General features: G+C 57.4%; 13 protein-coding genes and 3 tRNA genes. 10 read left to right on the top strand and 6 right to left on the bottom strand.

What is annotated here, in order from left to right; genetic code table 11:
* Positions 1-45: 45 nt before the first annotated feature.
* Entirely contained in the window at positions 46-2949 is a 2904-nt protein-coding gene (locus ACQQ2Q_RS00080; protein WP_428184986.1) for an Rne/Rng family ribonuclease, read from the bottom strand.
* Between the two features lie 675 nt (positions 2950-3624).
* Between ACQQ2Q_RS00080 and ACQQ2Q_RS00075 the strand changes: the two genes are divergently transcribed.
* From ACQQ2Q_RS00075 to ACQQ2Q_RS00060, 4 genes are all read left to right on the top strand, one after another.
* Positions 3625-4899 carry an N-acetylmuramoyl-L-alanine amidase gene (locus ACQQ2Q_RS00075; RefSeq protein ID WP_428184985.1) on the top strand — a complete coding sequence of 425 codons (1275 nt, stop codon included), beginning with the start codon at positions 3625-3627 and terminating at the stop codon, positions 4897-4899.
* Between the two features lie 353 nt (positions 4900-5252).
* Entirely contained in the window at positions 5253-7709 is a 2457-nt protein-coding gene (locus ACQQ2Q_RS00070) for a penicillin-binding protein 1A (RefSeq protein ID WP_428184984.1), read from the top strand.
* 100 nt (positions 7710-7809) lie between these two features.
* Positions 7810-8941, top strand: a protein-coding gene (prfB, locus tag ACQQ2Q_RS00065) for a peptide chain release factor 2 (protein WP_428184983.1) whose coding sequence is annotated in 2 segments (ribosomal slippage) — positions 7810-7878 and positions 7880-8941 — 1131 coding nt in all. Because the reading frame shifts where the segments join, the coding sequence is not laid out codon by codon here.
* 299 nt (positions 8942-9240) lie between these two features.
* Complete coding sequence (locus ACQQ2Q_RS00060; RefSeq protein WP_428184982.1) at positions 9241-10092, top strand: alpha/beta hydrolase family protein; 852 nt, start codon at positions 9241-9243, stop codon at positions 10090-10092.
* 44 nt (positions 10093-10136) lie between these two features.
* Here the strand turns inward: ACQQ2Q_RS00060 and ACQQ2Q_RS00055 are convergent, their stop codons facing one another.
* On the bottom strand, positions 10137-10616 hold the full coding sequence (locus ACQQ2Q_RS00055) for a hypothetical protein (protein ID WP_428186446.1): 480 nt from the start codon (positions 10614-10616) through the stop codon (positions 10137-10139).
* A gap of 119 nt (positions 10617-10735) precedes the next feature.
* Positions 10736-11509 (bottom strand): NAD kinase, encoded by a 774-nt coding sequence (locus ACQQ2Q_RS00050; RefSeq protein WP_428184981.1) that lies wholly within the window; start codon positions 11507-11509, stop codon positions 10736-10738.
* 167 nt (positions 11510-11676) lie between these two features.
* Between ACQQ2Q_RS00050 and ACQQ2Q_RS00045 the strand changes: the two genes are divergently transcribed.
* The 3 genes from ACQQ2Q_RS00045 to ACQQ2Q_RS00035 all read left to right on the top strand — a co-directional run bounded on the left by ACQQ2Q_RS00045 (position 11677) and on the right by ACQQ2Q_RS00035 (position 13005).
* Positions 11677-11752 (top strand) — tRNA-Thr (locus tag ACQQ2Q_RS00045).
* Positions 11753-12095: 343 nt separating this feature from the next.
* Positions 12096-12386 carry a hypothetical protein gene (locus tag ACQQ2Q_RS00040; RefSeq protein ID WP_428184980.1) on the top strand — a complete coding sequence of 97 codons (291 nt, stop codon included), beginning with the start codon at positions 12096-12098 and terminating at the stop codon, positions 12384-12386.
* 121 nt (positions 12387-12507) lie between these two features.
* Entirely contained in the window at positions 12508-13005 is a 498-nt protein-coding gene (locus ACQQ2Q_RS00035) for a hypothetical protein (protein WP_428184979.1), read from the top strand.
* A 52-nt stretch (positions 13006-13057) separates the two neighbouring features.
* Here the strand turns inward: ACQQ2Q_RS00035 and ACQQ2Q_RS00030 are convergent, their stop codons facing one another.
* Genes ACQQ2Q_RS00030 through rlmB form a run of 3 tightly spaced genes read right to left on the bottom strand, consistent with a single transcriptional unit; the run spans position 13058 to position 15981 of the window.
* Positions 13058-14275 carry a glycosyl transferase gene (locus ACQQ2Q_RS00030; RefSeq protein ID WP_428184978.1) on the bottom strand — a complete coding sequence of 406 codons (1218 nt, stop codon included), beginning with the start codon at positions 14273-14275 and terminating at the stop codon, positions 13058-13060.
* Positions 14276-14314: 39 nt separating this feature from the next.
* A complete protein-coding gene (locus ACQQ2Q_RS00025; RefSeq protein ID WP_428184977.1) occupies positions 14315-15100 on the bottom strand; it encodes an HAD-IIB family hydrolase in 786 nt (261 codons plus the stop codon).
* Positions 15097-15981, bottom strand: coding sequence for a 23S rRNA (guanosine(2251)-2'-O)-methyltransferase RlmB (gene rlmB, locus ACQQ2Q_RS00020; RefSeq protein WP_428184976.1), 885 nt, complete (start codon positions 15979-15981; stop codon positions 15097-15099). Before rlmB ends, ACQQ2Q_RS00025 begins: the two co-directional genes overlap by 4 nt.
* A gap of 216 nt (positions 15982-16197) precedes the next feature.
* Here rlmB and ACQQ2Q_RS00015 point away from each other — a divergent pair.
* The 3 genes from ACQQ2Q_RS00015 to ACQQ2Q_RS00005 all read left to right on the top strand — a co-directional run.
* Positions 16198-16282, top strand: a tRNA-Tyr gene (locus ACQQ2Q_RS00015).
* Positions 16283-16303: 21 nt separating this feature from the next.
* Positions 16304-16377 (top strand) — tRNA-Gly (locus ACQQ2Q_RS00010).
* A gap of 207 nt (positions 16378-16584) precedes the next feature.
* A partial coding sequence (locus ACQQ2Q_RS00005) for a GTP-binding protein (protein ID WP_143850884.1) occupies positions 16585-16701 on the top strand: 117 nt, incomplete at its 3' end.

Below are 16701 nucleotides of genomic sequence, written 5' to 3'. Positions count from 1 at the left end.
GGCCGCGCAATGCGCGGCCGTTTTTAAATTCTACCTGGGCATCTCTCAGAAGAAACCGCGCTTCTGCCACCAGCCGCCCTTCTTGGGCTTGGCTGGCTCTTCATCGTTTCCGGCACTGGACGCAGTCGACGTGACGACCGGTTCGGAAGACACAACATTGTCTCCACGGTTGGAACGAACTGCCTTGGCATCCTCAGTCGCCGCATCCGCTTCTTCACCAACAGATGCGGTTGCCTCAGCAAGCGGAGAGGCCTCTTCAGCTGGTGCTTCGACGTCTGCTACCTTTTCCACAAGCTCAGGCTCAACCTTGGCCGGGCCTTCCTCGATCACCGGTACTTCAACCGGAGAAACAGCAATCTTCGCCTTGCGGGTGCGGCGCGGCTTCTTCGGTGCAGCGCCCTCCTGAAGCGATTCCGCCGATTCGATCACGGCCATCGCAGTCGGCTCTGCGGCATCCTTCGCCTCGGCGACGTCTTCGATCAGTTCAGCAACGGTTTCGGTTTCGCCGTCGTCGCCATTTCCGTTTTCGCCGTCAGACTTGTCGGTCTCGCCATCATTGTCCGATGCGTCAACTTCACCCTCGGGGCGATTGCGACGTCCGCCACGCTTGCCACGGCGGCGACGCTTGCGCTTGCCGTTGCCTTCGCCATCGGCAGACGAATCGCCGTTTTCGGCACTCGCGCTATCGCTGTCGTCATCGTCTTCGTCATCGCCAGCATCGTCGCTGACGCTGTCGGAAGAACTGTTTTCGGCCGCCCGCTCGTCAGAGCCGTTACCATTCTTGCCACGACGACGCCGACGACGCTTGCGCTTGCGGTTGCCTTCACCGTCACCGTCTTCCTTGTCGACGGTTTTCGTTGCAACCGGTGCTGCGACTTCCAGCGTATCGTCTTCTTCGTCATCTTCCGGCTCGGGAACGAAGTCATCTTCTTCGATCTCGGGCAAGGCAGACAGAAGGGTTTCGATCTTGACCGGGTTTTCGACGGCTTCACCGCGATCGACAGCAAAGTGCTGATGCCCGATGGTGGCATCGGCTTCAATGGTGATGGTCACACCGAAGCGGTTCTCATAATCGATGATGGTCGCACGCTTCTGGTTGAGAATGTAAAGCGCGGTTTCCGGCGTTGCGCGCACGGTAATGTCGTGCGTCGTGCTCTTGAGCAGGAATTCCTCGACGCCACGCAGAACGTGAAGCGCCACGGACGACTGCGAGCGGATAAGGCCGGTCCCTGTGCAATGCGGGCAGACCTGCGTCGTCGATTCCAGCACCGATGCGCGAATGCGCTGACGCGACATTTCCAGAAGGCCGAAATGCGAGATGCGGCCAACCTGAATGCGGGCGCGATCGTTCTTCAGGCAGTCCTTCAGCTTCTTTTCGACAGAGCGATTATTGCGCTTCTCTTCCATGTCGATGAAGTCGATGACGATCAGGCCGGCAAGGTCGCGCAGGCGAAGCTGGCGTGCCACTTCTTCCGCAGCCTCCAGGTTGGTCTGCAGCGCGGTGTCTTCGATCGAGTATTCGCGGGTCGATCGACCCGAGTTGACGTCGATGGCAACCAGCGCTTCGGTCTGGTTGATGATGATGTAACCGCCGGACTTCAACGTCACCTGCGGCTGCAGCATCTTGTCGAGCTGGCCTTCGATGCCGGAACGCGAGAAGATCGGGTGCAGGTCACGATACGGCTGAACCACCTTGGCATGGCTCGGCATCAGCATCTTCATGAAGTCTTTTGCTTCGCGGTAGCCTTCTTCGCCAGCCACGATAACTTCATTGATGTCCTTGTTGTAGAGGTCGCGGATCGAGCGCTTGATCAGCGAGCCTTCTTCATAGACGAGGCATGGTGCAGTCGAGGCGAGCGTGAGCGTGCGGACATTCTCCCACAGACGCATCAGATATTCGAAGTCACGCTTGATCTCGACCTTGGTGCGATTGGCACCAGCTGTTCTGAGGATCACACCCATGCCCTGCGGCACTTCCAGGCTGCGTGCAACTTCTTTCAGGCGCTTGCGGTCTGTTGGCTGCGTGATCTTGCGGGAAATTCCGCCGCCCCGTGCCGTGTTCGGCATCAAAACGGAATAACGACCGGCCAGCGAAAGATAGGTGGTCAGAGCCGCACCCTTGTTGCCACGTTCTTCCTTGGCAACCTGCACCAGCAGGATCTGCCGGCGCTTGATGACTTCCTGAATGCGGTACTGCTTGCGCGGCTTGCGAACGATGCGGTCAGGAACCTCTTCCATGGCGTCTTCAGCGCCGACGGATTCGATCTCTTCCTTCTCGTGATTGTCATCGTCGTCGTCGTCATCGCGCGAACGACCGCCAACTTCTTCCGAAACCGAATCGCTATCGACCATGGCAGCCATGGTCGAACCATTGCCGCCGTCTTCGTTGTCATCGCTATCGGATGCGCCAGGAGCCTCGTCGGCTGCGGCAGTCTCTTCAGCAGGAGCCTTGTCGGCTGCCTTCTTGCGCGGCTTGCGCACACGCTTGGGCTTTGCCTTGGGCGTAACGTCCTCGGCTGCTGCGGCCTCTGGCTGTGCCTCAGACGCGTCTTCCGGTGCATTTGCCTCGGCGACCACTTCTTCTACCGCGCTTGCAACGCCCAGATCTGCTTCCGGCTGTTCGTCGGCGGAAGCATCGTCGTGGTCGTCATTGCGGCGGTGCTCTTCGGCTTCCGCCTGCACGAGCGCCTGCCTGTCGGCCAGCGGGATCTGATAATAATCCGGATGGATTTCGGCGAAGGCCAGAAATCCGTGACGGTTGCCACCGTAATCGACGAAAGCGGCCTGGAGTGACGGCTCAACGCGCGTTACCTTGGCCAGATAGATGTTCCCGCGCAGCTGCTTCTTGTGCTGCGACTCGAAGTCGAATTCCTCTATCCGGTTACCGCGTACGACAACGACGCGCGTCTCTTCTTCATGAGACGCGTCGATAAGCATTTTGTCTGCCATAGTAAGATGTGCTCCTCGGCGCGGTTGCGAAGAAGCAAAACCGCCCGCTGCCTTTCGGCAGGGACGGTCTCATTCACGAAATGCGCCGGTAATAATTGTTCGCGCCTGTCATTTTCGCGTGATGCAGCCCGAGGACCGACGGGGGCATGCATCGCCCTTGCTCCGTGGTATCTGGGGGAAATCCGCTCAAAAAACATAAATGACCATACGTGAACGACAATGCCATAGACCCTTGGGGTCCGATGAGTGCCCTTTGGTAAGGGCGATTGGTGTTAATCCACCTGAAAGGTGGGCCGGCCACATGCCGACTTTCCGATTCAGTTTCAGGAAAAAAATGCAATGACGGCGGATGAGCATCCGACACTCAAGGCGCCAAGTCCTTAAAAAGGTTGGCAGCCGTGGCGGTGATTCTATCCCATCGGCACTTTTAACCCTCACTTGCCTTGTATGTTTTCTATGTGACAATAGCAAGTGCTAACACTAGCCGCCATAATGTCGTGTGAATTGTGGTGCTTACAGGTTTTTGCAAAGAATCGACTTACTTTCGGTTGGCGTAGGCTCCACGAAAGGATTGTCGGCTATGAAAATGCAATTTTAAAGCGGCCCCAGGCGGAATTTGGTACGCTTTTATTCAAAAATGACATGCGGAAATAAATTGGGTGTAACGATCTGCTGATGTTTGAAGGCAATTGGGGACAGGCTGCGCATAGCGTTGCGCAAGCCGTTTTGCGGATTCTTTTTGTGGCCGGAGCGATCTTGGCGATGGAGTGGCCTGCGCTTGCAACGGCGCCGGATGCCGATCCGGCAATGGTTGCTGAACCGCTTGTCGCCTATGGCGCGCGCATTGCTGGGGACAAGGTGAGGACCCGGATCGTCATCGACTTCGAAAAGGAACCGGAGTTCAAGGTTCATTATATAGCCTCGCCGCCACGCATCATCGTCGACCTGCCGGCAACGGCATTCAATTTTGATGCGTCGGAACTTGAGGCACGCGGCCTGTTCAGCGACATTCGGTATGGTGCGATTGATGCAGATTCCGCGCGCCTCGTCCTGACAGCCGAACATCCGGCGCGCCTTGTGATGAGCGAGGTTCAGGAAGATGTCGAGGGAAAGGGCTATCGGCTCGTGCTTGACGCCGAGACGGCGCCCGATCATGTCTTCAACGATCTTGTCAGAATGGGCTGGAACGAGACGGCAATCGCGCCCAAACCGGGCAGGGCGGGGCGCGTGCCGCCGGTGGCGCCTGCAAAGCGCGGCGATTTCGTCGTTGCGATCGATGCCGGCCATGGGGGTATCGATGCTGGTGCTTCGGGCGCGGTCACCAAAACGCCCGAAAAGGAAATCACGCTGGCCTTCGCCAAGGAGTTTGCCGATGAACTCAACCGCCAGCCCGGTTTCCACGCCTTCCTGACCCGTACCGGAGATGAGTTTCTCTCTTTGTCGGAACGCGTGGCAATCGCCAGACGAAACGAGGCCAATCTCTTTATATCTTTTCACGCGGACACGCTGCGCCAGAGCTATATTCGAGGGGCGACCGTCTACACCATTTCGGATAATGCGTCTGACAAGATGGCCGCGAGCCTGGCGGAACGGGAGAACTTGTCCGATGAGGTCGCTGGCGTCGCCCAGTCGGTTGAGCCAGATCAGGTGACCGATATTCTGCTCGATCTGACGCGGCGCGAAACCCAGGCATTCTCTGTGTCGCTGGCTGATTCGGTGGTGAAATCCTTCGAAGGTGAAGTTGGCCTGATCAATAATCCGCATCGCTATGCGGGTTTCCGCGTGCTTCAGGCTCATGATGTGCCGTCGATTTTGTTGGAATTGGGCTTTCTGTCCAACAAGGAGGATGAGAAACTTCTGTTGGACCCGAAGTGGCGCGCCAAGGTTTGTGGTCTGCTGACAGAAGCGGTCAAGAAGTACCATCTGCCGATCATCGCCAATGGCGGTTGAGCGGATGGGGCGGCTCTATTTGCGGGCTGCCCCTGTAACGAATCGGAGAGTGAGCCAGTTTGGCCCTATTTTTCCCACATTCGATCCGTTATTCCCCAATGACGCGGCTGCTTTATCGAATCTCGATGAGTTTGCTCGCCGCCGCTTGCCAACTGGGTGCTCGCGTGCAAAAGGCCAGCATATGTGCGATGTTGTTTCATCGCCCGGCATTTGGGTCTGGGTGGATTTGTGGGTCGCTACCGCCTTGAGCGGAGAGGCTTTACTCCCTGGACGAAACGAAAGAGCGGGAGCAGCGCACCTCGTCGCGCGAACGGATAACGAAGAATGCAGAATTTCTTGCCGGTAAATCGACCATGATCAGACTGATTGGATATCTCTTCGGGCTCGCCTCTGTACTGGCCTTGGGCCTAGCGGTTGTCGTTGCGGTTTATCTCACCGGCGTTTCGAGGGATCTGCCGGACTATGAGGTACTGTCCAGCTATGCGCCTCCGGTCACGACCCGCTTCCATGCCGGCAATGGGGCCTTGATGGCGGAATATGCGCGCGAGCGTCGTCTGTTTTTGCCCATCCAGGCAGTCCCCGATCGCGTCAAGGCAGCCTTCCTTTCGGCTGAAGACAAGAATTTCTACAACCACCCGGGCGTCGATGTTTACGGTCTCGCGCGCGCGATCGTGACCAATGTGCAGAATATCGGCTCAGGCCGTCGCCCGGTCGGGGCCTCGACGATTACCCAGCAGGTGGCCAAAAACTTCCTGCTCTCGTCCGACCAGACCATCGACCGTAAGGTCAAGGAAGCCATCCTGTCGTTCCGCATCGAACAGGCCTATTCCAAGGACAAGATCCTCGAACTCTATCTAAACGAGATCTTCTTCGGCATGAACGCCTATGGTATCGCCGGCGCCGCACTGACCTATTTCGACAAGTCGGTCACGGAACTGACCATTTCGGAAGCCGCCTACCTGGCATCGCTTCCCAAAGGCCCATCCAATTACCATCCTTTCCGTCATCCCAAGGCAGCGCTCGAGCGGCGCAACTGGGTGATCGACCGCATGGTGGAAAATGGCTTTATCAGCCAGCCGGAAGGTGATGCCGCGAAAAAGCAGCCGCTCGGCATCAACCTTCGCCAGACCGGCTCCTATATCTTTGCATCCGATTACTTTGCCGAAGCCGTACGCCGTCAGCTGATTGAAAAATATGGCGAGAAGGCACTGTATGAAGGTGGCTTGTCGGTACGGACCTCCTTCGATCCGAAGATGCAGGTCTTTGCGCGCAAGGCGCTGCAGGACGGTCTGATCAACTACGACGAGCGTCGCGGCTTCCACGGCCCCATCGACCATATCGACGTCAATGGTGACTGGGGTGCACAATTGGCAAAGCTCACTCCGCTTCGTGACGTTCCCGAATGGGATCTGGCCGTCGTCCTCGCCGTCTCCGCCAAGCAGGTGGATATTGGCCTGCGGCCACAGCGAGAGGAGGGCGGGAAGTTCTCCGCTGACCGCGATACCGGCCGTATTGAAGCCAAGAATATGGAATGGGCCTTCCGCTCCGCCAAGGGAGACCGCAAGACCACCAAGACACCTGAAGGCGTCGTGGAACCGGGCGATGTGGTCTATGTTCAGGCCATGGGCGAAGACCAGGCCGGAAGCTATCGCTTGCGTCAGCCGCCCAAGGTTCAGGGGGGGCTCGTCGCCATGGATCCGCATACGGGCCGCGTGCTGGCCATGGTTGGCGGCTTCTCCTATGCCCAGTCCGAGTTCAACCGGGCAACGCAGGCCATGCGTCAGCCCGGCTCATCGTTCAAGCCGTTCGTCTATGCCGCGGCTCTCGACAATGGCTACACGCCTGCATCGGTGATCCTCGATGCACCGGTCGAATTCGTATCGGGCGGACAGGTCTGGCGTCCGCAGAACTACGGCGGAGGCTCGGCCGGCCCATCGACGCTGCGTCTTGGCATTGAAAAGTCGCGTAACCTCATGACGGTTCGCCTGGCCAATGACATGGGCATGAACCTTGTCGCAGAATATGCCGAACGTTTCGGCGTCTACGACAAGATGCTGCCGGTTCTGGCCATGTCGCTCGGTTCGGGTGAAACGACGGTGCTGCGCATGGTGTCGGCCTATTCGGTCTTTGCCAACGGCGGCAAGCAGATCAAGCCGACGCTGATCGACCGCATTCAGGATCGTTACGGCAAGACCATCTTCCGTCATGAAGAGCGGGTCTGCGAAGGCTGCAACGCCAATGAATATTCCGGCCAGGAAGAGCCAGTTGTCGTCGACAATCGCGAGCAGGTTCTCGATCCGATGACCGCTTACCAGATCACCTCCATGATGGAAGGTGTGGTCAAGCGCGGGACGGCAGCCGGCAAGGTCAAGCTTGATCGTCCGGTCGCGGGCAAGACGGGCACGACCAACGATGAAAAGGATGCCTGGTTCGTTGGCTATACGCCGAATCTGGTCGCCGGCCTTTACATCGGTTTCGATACACCGACCCCGATGGGCCGTGGCGCGACCGGTGGTGGTCTGGCTGCCCCGATCTTCAACAACTTCATGCAGAATGCGGTGAAGGATCGTCCGGAAGGCAAGTTCAACATTCCGCAAGGCATGAGCCTTGTCCCCGTCGATCGCAAGACCGGAATGGCCGCAGCGGAAGGTGACCCGGATACCATCATCGAAGCCTTCAAGCCCGGTACAGGTCCAGCCGACTTCTTCTCCGTCATCGGTATGGATGAATATATGAACCCTGAGGAAATCCTGCGCACCTCGCCGCAGGCCAATCAGGCTGTAACCTCCGGATCAGGCGGGCTTTTCTGATCCCATCACGTCCTTTGCGTTTGCGCCCGCCCTTTACATCGAGGGCGGGCGCAACTATTCACGGGCAGAATTTTTCCGCACGAACAAGAAGAATGGAAGAATGCGTAACGAAATCGAAAACGTAGTCGACGAAATCAAGCAGGCCATAACCCTGCTGAGGAGGCATCTTTGACTGGGATCAGGCGCTAAGACGACTGGACTGGTTGAACAACAAAGCAGAGGATCCAAACCTCTGGAACGACGCCACGGAAGCGCAAAAACTGATGCGCGAACGCCAACAGCTTGAAGATGGCATCAATGGCGTCAAGAAGCTTGAGCAGCAGTTGACCGACAATATCGAGCTCATCGAAATGGGTGAGGACGAAGGCGACGAGGAAGTTGTCCGTGAGGCTGAGGAAGCGCTGAAGTCGCTGAAGTCGGAATCCGGTCGTCTTCAGGTCGAGGCCATGTTGTCGGGTGAAGCCGATGGCAATGACAGCTATCTGGAAGTGCATTCCGGCGCCGGCGGAACCGAATCCCAGGATTGGGCGAGCATGCTGTTGCGCATGTATACCCGCTGGGCTGAACGCAACGGTTTCAAGGTCGAATTGCTGGAAGTGCATGACGGCGAAGAAGCCGGCATCAAGTCGGCGACCATTCTGGTCAAGGGCCACAATGCCTATGGCTGGCTGAAGACCGAATCGGGTGTGCATCGCCTGGTGCGTATTTCGCCTTATGATTCCAATGCGCGTCGCCACACCTCTTTCTCTTCGGTCTGGATCTATCCGGTTGTCGACGACTCGATCAATATTGAGATCAACGAAAGCGATTGCCGTATCGATACCTTCCGCTCGTCAGGCGCCGGCGGACAGCACGTCAACACGACCGACTCGGCTGTGCGCATTACGCATATTCCAACCGGTATCGTGGTCGCCTGCCAGCAGGAACGATCCCAGCACAAGAACCGTGCCAAGGCCTGGGACATGCTGCGTGCGCGCATGTACGAAGCCGAGTTGAAAAAGCGCGAAGAGGCAGCCAATGCCGAGGCGGCTTCCAAGTCCGATATCGGCTGGGGCCACCAGATCCGCTCTTACGTTCTGCAGCCCTATCAGCTGGTCAAGGATTTGCGCACCGGCGTTGAAAGCACCGCGCCGGACGACGTGTTGAACGGCGGTCTGAACGACTTCATGGAAGCCTCGCTCGCCCACCGTATCAGCGGCAAAGCCAATGAGGATGTCGCCGACATCGATTGACGTCGATAGCGCCGGTGACAATTCCAATCGCGATCAAAAGCCGCGCGGAGATCTCTCCGGGCGGCCTTTCTGTTTGAAAATTCTGATCAATTTTGCCAACCTCCGGCTCTGTCACGATATCGGGAGGCAACAGGGCTATGCAAAATGTTGGATTTTCGACCGGCGAGTTTTTCGATGAGGAGCGTTGCAACTGGACGAGTGACGGCAGGCGTCCCATCGCATGGAGCGCGTGGTATCCAGCGAAGGACAGACTGAGCGCGTCGATAAATGCGACGCGCGACGCATCTGCGAGCCTTTTCGTGAAAGACGACGTGATGGCCGATGCGGTCCCCGTGCGGGGGCATTTCCTTCCAACAGTCATATTCTCTCATGGCACCGGCGGTTCGGCAGCCGGTATGTCATGGTTTGCGCTACGGCTTGCGGCAGCTGGATACCTCGTCCTTGGCGTCAATCATCACGGCAATACGGCGACCGAGAAATATCGCCCCGAAGGATTTCTGTGCTGGTGGGAGCGGGCACGCGATCTGACGGTGCTTTTGGATCATCAGATGGAGGACGGTCCGTTTGCGGGTTTGATTGACCCGGATCGGATCTTCGTTGCGGGCTTTTCGCTCGGTGGCTATGCGGCAGTAGCCTGCCTGGGGGCGCTGACGTATCTTGATCTTTATCGTCAATGGGCTGGTGATAGTCCGCTTGGCCGCGGCCCGCGGGAATTCCCTAATGCCATCGACCACCTTGACCAGTTGCTGGGGCAAAGTGCGGAATTTGCCGCGTCCATGAAAAGGCAGTCTCTGGATTACGCTGACACCCGTTTTAAGGCGGCGCTTCTATGCGCGCCGGCACCAACGGTACGCGGCTTCACGGACGAGTCGGTCAGGGCAATCCATGTGCCGGTTCTGACATTCGTCGGCGGAGCAGACCGGGAGGCGCCCGCTGACCCTTGCGCCAAATGGCTGGATGACAGGTTGCAAAACAGTCGACTCGAACGTCTGGCGCCAGACGTCGGCCACTATGTCTTTCTCAATGAATGCACTGAGGCCGGGTGCCAGGCTATCCCTGAGATTTGCGTGGATGCGCCGGGTGTCGATCGAAGGGCGATCCATGATCGCGTCGCAGCGGCGGCGATTACCTTCTTTGGTGGTATCGAATAGGAAAGCGTATCTGCCAGTTTGGACCGCGCAGTCCGTCAGTGATATCAGTTGGTGGCACGCTCGACAGTGATATCGCCGAATTCGTCGATGATCACCGTCCAGCTTTCTGGCTCCGACGATTGCGGATCGGTTTTCAGATACACGGTGGCAAACAGGCCCGGCTGGCTGCTCACGCCACGCGAGTCCTCAGGTCGGATATCGGTCACATAAGCGCCAAGGGCTGAAAATTCTTCCAGTTCCACACTATTGATCAGGCTTGGTCCATCTTGTGTCGACTGGATCTGTTGCAGATAGATTTTTGCGGTCGCATCCGGCTGTCGAACCGAGACGAGCTTGTAATAGCCGCGACGCTGCTCGTCCTGATCGCTGCCAGCTTCACCAGTCGTCCTATCCGGGCCGCTATCCTGCCAGAAACCTGCACTGATCACGAATGTTACAGCGACCGGAAACTGGCCCATATCCTGTGCCCCGGCTGGTGAGCCTGCAGCCAGAAACAAGGCGAGGGTGAGTGAGGCCGAGAGCATGTTCATCAGTCTGCGTCTCCTTCAACCGATTGGTTCAACGCAACCATTGGCCTGAGCAGTTGCGTCCTCGCAAGCGAGATTAAAGCGAGTGGGGCAAAACGAAAAGCGGGCAGGGCGCTTTAGTTGGAAAACTGTTCGGCGATGATTCGGTCCGACCACGACCGGTCCGGATCAGACAGGATACGCGCCGTCGTATCCGTCGACTGCTGTACCTTCACGTGGGTGACCGACTTCACCTCGGTGTGGTCGGCGACCGCATTGACCGGCCGCTTGTCTATTTCCAGAACGTCGATTTCCACAGTCACGCTGTCCGGCAACAGCGCACCGCGCCAGCGACGGGGCCTGAAGGGGCTGACCGGGGTCAACGCAAGAAGCGGCGCTTCCAAAGGCAGAATGGGTCCATGGGCAGAAAGATTATACGCTGTGGAGCCGGCAGGGGTCGCCAGCATCACGCCGTCGCACGTCAGTTCCTCCAGACGCACCTTGCCATCGATCGTCACTTTGAGCTTGGCGGCCTGATAGGACTGGCGCAGCAGTGAGACCTCATTGATGGCAAGCGCGATCGAATTGGTGCCGTCGGTGCTGCGGGTCGTCATCTTCAGGGGATGAAAGGCGTATTCGACAGCGCTCCGGATACGTTCGTGAAGACCCTCGGTGCGGTAGTCGTTCATCAGGAAGCCGACTGAGCCGCGGTTCATGCCATAGATCTGCTTGCCGCTGTTCATGGTGGTGTGCAATGTCTGCAACATGAAGCCATCACCGCCCAGCGCCACGATCACCTCTGCATTTTCCGGCTCCGTATTGCCGTAAATGCGCACGAGCTCGTCCAGCGATGCTTGTGCTTCGTCGGTATTAGACGCGATGAATGACAGAGGCTGAAAAGAGGAAGACATACACGACCCTTCTTGATCGCCAATGGGTACAGGAAAAAGCTGCGACGCCACAAGGCGTTTTGCGGCCCCTCGGTACGGTGGACAATGTCATTCTATTGGAAATGATACAGATTCCTGTCGATTTTCTCTTTACACACCGGCAGAATCTGGTATCCAGCACCCCGGTTGCCCTTGTAGCTCAGTTGGTAGAGCACCTGATTTGTAATCAGGGGGTCACGAGTTCGAACCTTGTCGGGGGCACCATTTTTCACACACTGTAACGCTATTCGGCGGCTGTTATTCAGTCGCGTCATCGGTTGTGTTTGAGACAATAGTCAGCAATATAATTTAGAACTTGATAATTCAATGATGGCATTATGCGCTTTCCCCCGAATGTGGAGGGCGCGATGCGACCCGGACGCCGCCGCCTTTTTGCGGCTCTCTTCGAAAAAATATTCTGGCTGCTGATGGTGCTCGCATTCGCCTGGTTCATGCAGTCCATGCAGATGCGCTACAGCGCGTAGGGCATTGCCTGGCGGTGTGAATTAGATGTTTACAATTTACAGATCCGGCGTAAACTGCGGGCATGATCGAGAAAATGAAACCAGTGGCTGTTTCTTTTCTGCTCGCTGCCATCCCGGCGGGTGCCTCTGTTCTTGCGGCTGAACCGGACGATTGCAGCTGCCTTGGCAAGGGTGGCCAGACTTACTCTCTCGGTCAGGTGACTTGTCTTCAGGTCGATAACCACGATTTTCTCGCGCGGTGCGAGATGAACCTCAATGTGACAAGCTGGCGAAAATTGAACAACGGCTGTGCAGCGACAGTCCCGTTGTCTGAAGACGCAACGCCCGTCGACACGTCATGCACCCCCTGGCATGTGAAGGTGTCGCTTCGCTGATTGCGGAGCACGCAACAGTGGCCTTCCGGCGCGAAAAATAAAGTCTCCACAACCGGACCGTTTACAAAGACCCTCAACAGGCGCTTAATATCCGTGTTTTGACGACACCGGAGATTTCGCCATGTTCTTTGGACTGTCTATTCAAGCATTCACGCAATTTCATGTTATCGTCAGCCTTGTTGGCATTGTCGCCGGACTGGCGGTGCTTTACGGATGGCTGCATTCGACGCCCATGACGCGTATGACGGCGATTTTTCTCGCCGCAACGGCCGTCACGGTCGTCACCGGCTTCATGTTTCCGATCACGGCCTTCACGCCGGCGCTGGGCGTCGGCATCCTCACCACTGTGTTGCTGATCGTGGCGCTCTACGCTCTTTACGTGCGCCATCTCTCGGGGCGTTGGCGCATGACCTATCTGATCACAGCCATTTCATCGCTTTATTTCAATTGCTTCGTTGTGGTGGCGCAATCGTTTCTAAAAGTCCCGTCGCTGCATGCGCTGGCGCCGAACGGAAGCGAGCCACCCTTCGCGATCAGCCAGGCAATTCTGCTCGTCGCCTTTGTTGTTGCAGGCTATTTCGCCGTCCACCGATATCATCCGCCAATGGCTGCAGCCTAGCTGCTGAGGCCATTGGGGATGCCTGTTTCAAATATCCCTTTGGGTGACGCCGTCAGTCCTCTTCGGAATCCAGTCGCACGGCATCCTGAATGCTGTGGATCAGATCGGGCAGGGCGCTCTGCACGCGGTTCCAGCTCGGCATGAACGGGGTTGCGTTCGGATTGTCGCGGAACACATCGCCAGCCTCAATCAGATTGGCGGCAAACAGTTCCACTGCCTGTTCTTCCTTGTGGCGATCGGTGGTCAGCCCGTTCATGCGCGCGTCATTGTGATAGATCTCAACCAGATCGAGTGCGGTGCGGTAATAAGTGGCCTTCAGCGTGCGCAGGCTTTCCTGGCTAAAAACGACACCGTCGGTTGCCAGTTTCCGCAACAACGCCTTGGTAATGTCGATCGACATGCGCGACAGCCCGCGTTCCTTGTCGTCCGACGACAGGTCCTGATGCTTGTGGTCATAGGCGTCGGCGATGTCCACCTGACAGATTGAGGTGTTGGAATAATTGCGCCACAGCTCTGACAGCACTCCGATCTCGAGACCCCAGTCGGAGGGAATGCGGATATCCGGCAACAAATGTGCCCGCATGGCAAATTCGCCGGCCAGCGGATAGCGAAACGCTTTCAGATAATCGATGTAGGGGTGATGGCCGATCACCTTTTCGAGGCTCAGCAGTAGCGGTGTCACCAGAAGGCGCGTTACGCGGCCATTGAGCGAGCGGTCAGCGATGCGCGGGTAATAGCCCTTAGAAAAGACGTAAGGAAATCCGGGATTGGTGACGGGGTAGACCAGTCTGGCCAGCATTTCGCGGCTGTAGGTGACGATATCGCAGTCATGCAGCGCAACGACACCGGCTGTGCGTGCCCCCAGGACGTATCCGATACAATACCAGACATTGCGGCCCTTGCCGGGTTGGTCCGGCGCCAGGCTTGCCGCATCCAGTTTCGCGTCGATTTCGCGCAGGCGCGGCCCGTCATTCCAGAGGATCGAGTGCTTTTGCGGCAGGCGTGAAAAATAGTCCCGTGCACGTCTGTATTGATCGCGATCTGCCTGATCGAGACCGATCACGATTTCCGAAATGTAAGGGACTTCCGAAAGCTCGGAGACGATGTGCTCGAGCGCATCGCCTTCCAGCTCCGAGTAGAGCGATGGCAGGATAAGCGTGATGGGGCGAACCTCGGCAAAGACCTTCAGTTCCTGCTCCATGCGTTCCAGGGAGCGTTCGCGCAGATTGTGAAGGGTTGCCACGACCCCATTTTGATGAAAGTCCGCCACGGTTTTGTCCCTTTCGTCTTTACACCCGCCTTTGCAGGCTCAATTCGCGGCTCCAACGAGCTGCCATATCATTTCGTTCCAACCCTCAGGGCCCGTTTTTTCAGAGCGCAGAATATGGCCCTGACGTTCCCGTTGTGTGACAGGAAGCGGTTTGTGTGCGCGATTGGCGATGATGACGCCATGATGGGCGGTCTCCAGCATCGCCAGATCATTCGGCGCGTCGCCAAGGGCAATGGTCGTGATCGCAGGTCCATACAGATCTGCATAGAGCGAAACGATCTCTGTCATCCGTGCCGCCTTGGAGGTTTTCGGCATGATGGTGAAGAATCGTCCACCCTGCGCTGCCATAAAGTTTTTTTGGTCCAGCTCGGCCTCAAACAGTGCTTTCTGTTCGGCGTTGCCGGTAAAAAGTCCAGGTTCGGAGAAGCGTCGTTTCTTGGCCAGCATCGCGGCCTGCGGATCAAGTCCGGTGCGCGCGCAGACCTCGTCGACGCTCCAGTCGCCAAAGCCTTGGAACAGGCCGTCCAGCGATGATGTCAGGCCTTTGATCATCGCCCTGAGGCTCTGATAGTCATCCGGCCCGTTGTCGTTGGCCACCGCATCGGCTTCCGGAAATACGATGCCGGCACCGTTTTCCACAATCATTGGATTGTCGATGCCGATCGCACGCGCAATCGGCCGCATCTCCGCCTCTGTCTTGCTGCTGGCAAGAATCAGCGGAATGCCGTGGGCTTCCAGCAGGTCAAGAGCGGGGCGGGCCGGTTCGAAGGAATAGCTTTCGTGATCGAGAAGCGTCCCGTCGAGATCGGAAAAGACAAGTATCATGCTTTGGAGCTTAGCAGATACTGCCTCGTCGCATAGAGGGCGATCGCCGCTGCATTGGAAACATTCAGCGATTTGATTGCACCCGGCATATCGAGGCGGGCAAGCACATCCACCGTGTCGCGCGTCTTCTGCCGCAGGCCCTTGCCCTCGGCCCCCAGAACAAGGGCAACCTTGTTTCCGGTAAAGCTTTGTTCGATGGCATCCGGGCCTTCCGAATCGAGGCCGACGGAATAAAAGCCGAGCTTCTTCAACTCGCCCAGCGCATCGGCGAGGTTGCCGATCTGGATATAGGGGATGAGTTCCAGCGCGCCCGATGCGGACTTCGCCAGGACGCCCGATTCGGTCGGGCTATGGCGCTGCGTCGTAATGACGGCGCCGGCGTTGAAAGCTACGGCCGAGCGCATGATGGCGCCGACATTGTGCGGATCGGTGATCTGATCAAGCACCAGAATCAACGGGCTTTCCTGCAAGGCCTCAAGATTGCGCACGGGCAGGGGCCGCGTTTCCAGCATCACACCCTGGTGAATGGCATCGGGGCCGAGATGGGTGTCGATATCGGCAGGCGATACGATCTTCACCGGAAAGGACTGGGCTGCCACCTCGCCGATATCCAGACGTACCCATGCGTTCTGCGTGACGGAAAGTTCGATGATCTTGCGTTCGGGATTCTCAAGCGCTGCGCGCACCGTATGCAGGCCGTAAAGGAAGACCTGTTCAGGGGCGAGTTTGGGCGGCGTCCATTGTCCGCCCTGACCGCGGCGCTTCTGCGGTGCGGGTGTCGGGATCTCGCCGCGCTCGCGCTTTGCGTCGCGCACCTGGCGGCGCAGGGTTGCATAATGGCTGTCACGGCCGTTCTTGTCGTCTGGATTATCTTTGCTCATAACGCCTTATATCCAGCGACATCGACGCCGGATAGTCCCTAGTCTCGACAGCGGCATTTCCATTTTGCAAAATTTTTCAGGCAATTTTCCATTTGCTCGTGTTGACATCAGTCGGCGGGGCGGTCATATACCCGCCGCAGATCGAAGGGGCCGCGCAACTTGCAAAGCTGCTTCGAACTCGAGAAAAGCTTGGTCGCTTGATCCGGTCGAATAACTGGAGGAATGCCCGAGTGGTTAAAGGGGACGGACTGTAAATCCGTTGGCTCAGCCTACGTTGGTTCAAATCCAACTTCCTCCACCATTCGACTTCGGATCGAACACCGCGGGTATAGCTCAATGGTAGAGCAGCAGCCTTCCAAGCTGAATACGCGGGTTCGATTCCCGCTACCCGCTCCAATCCGCTTTCCCTGTATTGGCATTCTTAAGCTAAGGGATTGAAGATCCTTAGTGAATTGTCGTGCGCCGCGAAAGCTGCGACGCCGCTGATGGCTGCCAGGTGGCCATCCGTAATTAAGTCTTGCGCATTCGTTGCGAAAGCCTTAAACGGCGGAACCAAACCGGTTCGCCGGGTCAACTCATTCACGATCAGGAAGAAGCATTCAAATGGCAAAGAGTAAATTTGAGCGCAACAAGCCGCACGTTAACATTGGCACGATTGGCCACGTTGACCATGGCAAGACGTCTCTGACGGCTGCAATCACCAAGTTCTTCGGTGAGTTC

Source organism: Agrobacterium sp. ES01, assembly GCF_050320885.1.
GTDB lineage: Bacteria > Pseudomonadota > Alphaproteobacteria > Rhizobiales > Rhizobiaceae > Allorhizobium.
This window is presented reverse-complemented; position numbering and strand designations above follow the sequence as displayed.